Source organism: Streptomyces sp. NPDC059567, assembly GCF_042735655.1.
Lineage (GTDB): Bacteria > Actinomycetota > Actinomycetes > Streptomycetales > Streptomycetaceae > Streptomyces.
Window position 1 is genome coordinate 1 of record NZ_JBHWBS010000206.1, and the last position, 2,428, is coordinate 2,428.

The 2,428-nt window shown below is 70.6% G+C and carries 2 protein-coding genes; both read right to left on the bottom strand.

All coding sequences use genetic code 11. From position 1 onward, the window contains the following. Nucleotides 1–1,450: condensation domain-containing protein (locus tag ACFVZW_RS36995; RefSeq protein WP_384530985.1), on the bottom strand; the 1,450-nt coding region annotated here is incomplete at its 3' end. Next, on the bottom strand, nucleotides 1,450–2,428 hold a 979-nt coding region (locus ACFVZW_RS37000; protein ID WP_384530987.1), incomplete at its 5' end, for a phosphopantetheine-binding protein. The genes ACFVZW_RS36995 and ACFVZW_RS37000, both read right to left, overlap by 1 nt.

The following is a 2,428-nucleotide window of genomic DNA, read 5'->3' on the forward strand; positions in this document are numbered from 1 at the left end:
CCGCGAACAGCTCCGGCAGCGAACCCGCCACCACCGGGACGGCCGTCTCGTTCCACTCCGCCAGAAGTCGGCGCTCGCCCCCGTCCAGGACCTCGACAGCGCTCAGCCGGGACTGCGGAGCCGTGACCAGCAGCTCGATCGCCTGGGCCCAGCGGGCGACGATGCGTTCGGCCGTCTCGACGTCGAAGAGGTCGGCGGAGGCGACGACCGAACCACGCAGGCCCGCGGGGGCGCCCTGGGCGTCGAAGACCTCCGTGACCGAGGCGTCCAGGTCGAACTTCGCCGCGGACTCGCTGGTCGCCGGGCCGTCGTGGGTGGCGGTCCTGCTCGGGGCCGGGGCGTCCGCGCCGGCCGTGCCCGGCAGGTCGAGGACGGCCTCGCCGGTGTTCTGGACCTTCAGCATGACCTGGAACAGGGGGTGTCGGGCCAGGGAGCGGGCCGGGGCCAGCTCCTCGACGAGCTTCTCGAACGGCACCTCCTGGTGCTCGAACGCCGCCCAGCCCGTCTGCCGCACTCGCGAGAGCAGTTCGGTGAAGGTCGGGTCGCCCGACACGTCCGTACGCAGGACGAGGGAGTTGATGAAGAAGCCGACGAGGTCGTCGAGGGCAACGTCCGTACGCCCGGCGACGGTCGTGCCGATCGGGATGTCGGTGCCCGCGCCGAGGCGGGAGAGCACGGCCGCGAGGGCGGCTTGCAGCACCATGAAGGGGGTCACGCCCTCGGCCTTGGCTAGCTCGGCGAGGCGCGCATGCACCTCGGCGGGCACGGTCAGCGGCACCTTGTGGCCTCGGCGGGAAGGGACGGCCGGCCGCGAACGGTCGACAGGAAGCTCCAGCTCCTCCGGAATGTCCGCCAACACTCCGCGCCAGTAAGCCATCTGAGTGGCCATCACGCTCTCGGGATCCGACTCGTCGCCGAGCATCTCGCGCTGCCAGAGCGTGTAGTCGGCGTACTGGACGGGCAGCGGCTCCCACTCGGGGGCCTTGCCCTCGCTGCGTGCCGCGTAGGCCGTCGAAAGGTCGCGGGCCAGCGGGCGCTTGGACCAGCCGTCGCTCGCGATGTGATGCGTCACCAGGACGAGCACTTGCTCGTCGCCACCGGTCGAGAACAGCGAGGCACGGATCGGTATCTCGGTCGACAGGTCGAAGGTGTGGCCGAGGACGTCGGCGATCGCGCCGTCGAGCTCGGCCGGGGCGACCGCGGCCACCGTCAGCGCCCAGTCCAGGTCGGCCGCCTTCAGGATGTGCTGGTACGGCTCGCCGTCCGCGACCCGGTAGACCGTGCGCAGGACCTCGTGGCGGCCGATCACGTCCCGCAGGGCCGCGCCGAGCGCGGCACCGTCGGTGTCGCCCGAGAGGCGGAGCACGACCGGGATGTTGTAAGTGGAGGTCGGGCCCTCGGACTGGCTGAGGAACCACAACCGACGCTGCGCGAATGACAACGGAATCATCAGGACTCCTCCTGGTTACGCATCGGCCGCAACGCCGGCCTTGCTGTCTTCTGGTTGGCAAGTTGTTGTGCGAGTGCTGCCACGGTCGATGCCTCGAGGAGCACTCGGAGCGGGACCTCGACGCCCAGATCGGCGCGGATCCTGCTGGTCAGACGGACGGCGAGCAGCGAGTGGCCGCCGAGCGCGAAGAAGTCGTCGTCGACGCCGACTTCAGGCAGACCGAGGAGTTCGGCGAAGGCCGCGCAGAGGATCTCCTCCTGGCGGTTGGCCGGCCCGCGCCCCGCCGCGACGGAATGCTCGGGGGCGGGGAGAGCCTTGCGGTCGAGCTTGCCGTTGGCGGTCAGCGGGAGGGCGTCGAGGACGACGAACGCCGCCGGGACCATGTGCTCGGGTAGCCGCAGGGCAGTGAACTCTCGTACGGCGGCTGGTAGTTGTTCTTGGTCGTCAGGTTGTGTCGCGACGACGTAGGCGACGAGGCGGGTGTCACCCGGAACGTCCTCGCGGGCGATGACGGCGGCCTGTGCGACCTCGCGGTGCGCGGCGACCACGGCCTGGACCTCGCCCGGCTCGATACGGAAGCCACGGACCTTGACCTGCTCGTCCGCCCGCCCGAGGTACTCCAGGACACCATCCGTGGTCCAGCGGGCCACGTCACCCGTGCGATACATCCGCCCGCCCGGCTCGAACGGATTCGCGGTGAAGCGCTCCGCCGTCAGACCCGGACGCTTCACATAACCCCGCGCGAGCTGGACGCCGGCGATGTAGAGCTCACCCGCAACCCCCGGAGCAACCGCCTGAAGGTGGTCGTCCAGGACGTAGAGCCGGGTGTTGGCGATCGGACGCCCGATCGGCACCGACTCCCCCACCTCCTGGCCGGCGGAGATCTCGAAGACACAGCACCCGACCACCGCCTCCGTCGGCCCGTACTCATTCACGACCACCGACCCCGGAGCCCGCGACAGCCAGTCACGAACCACC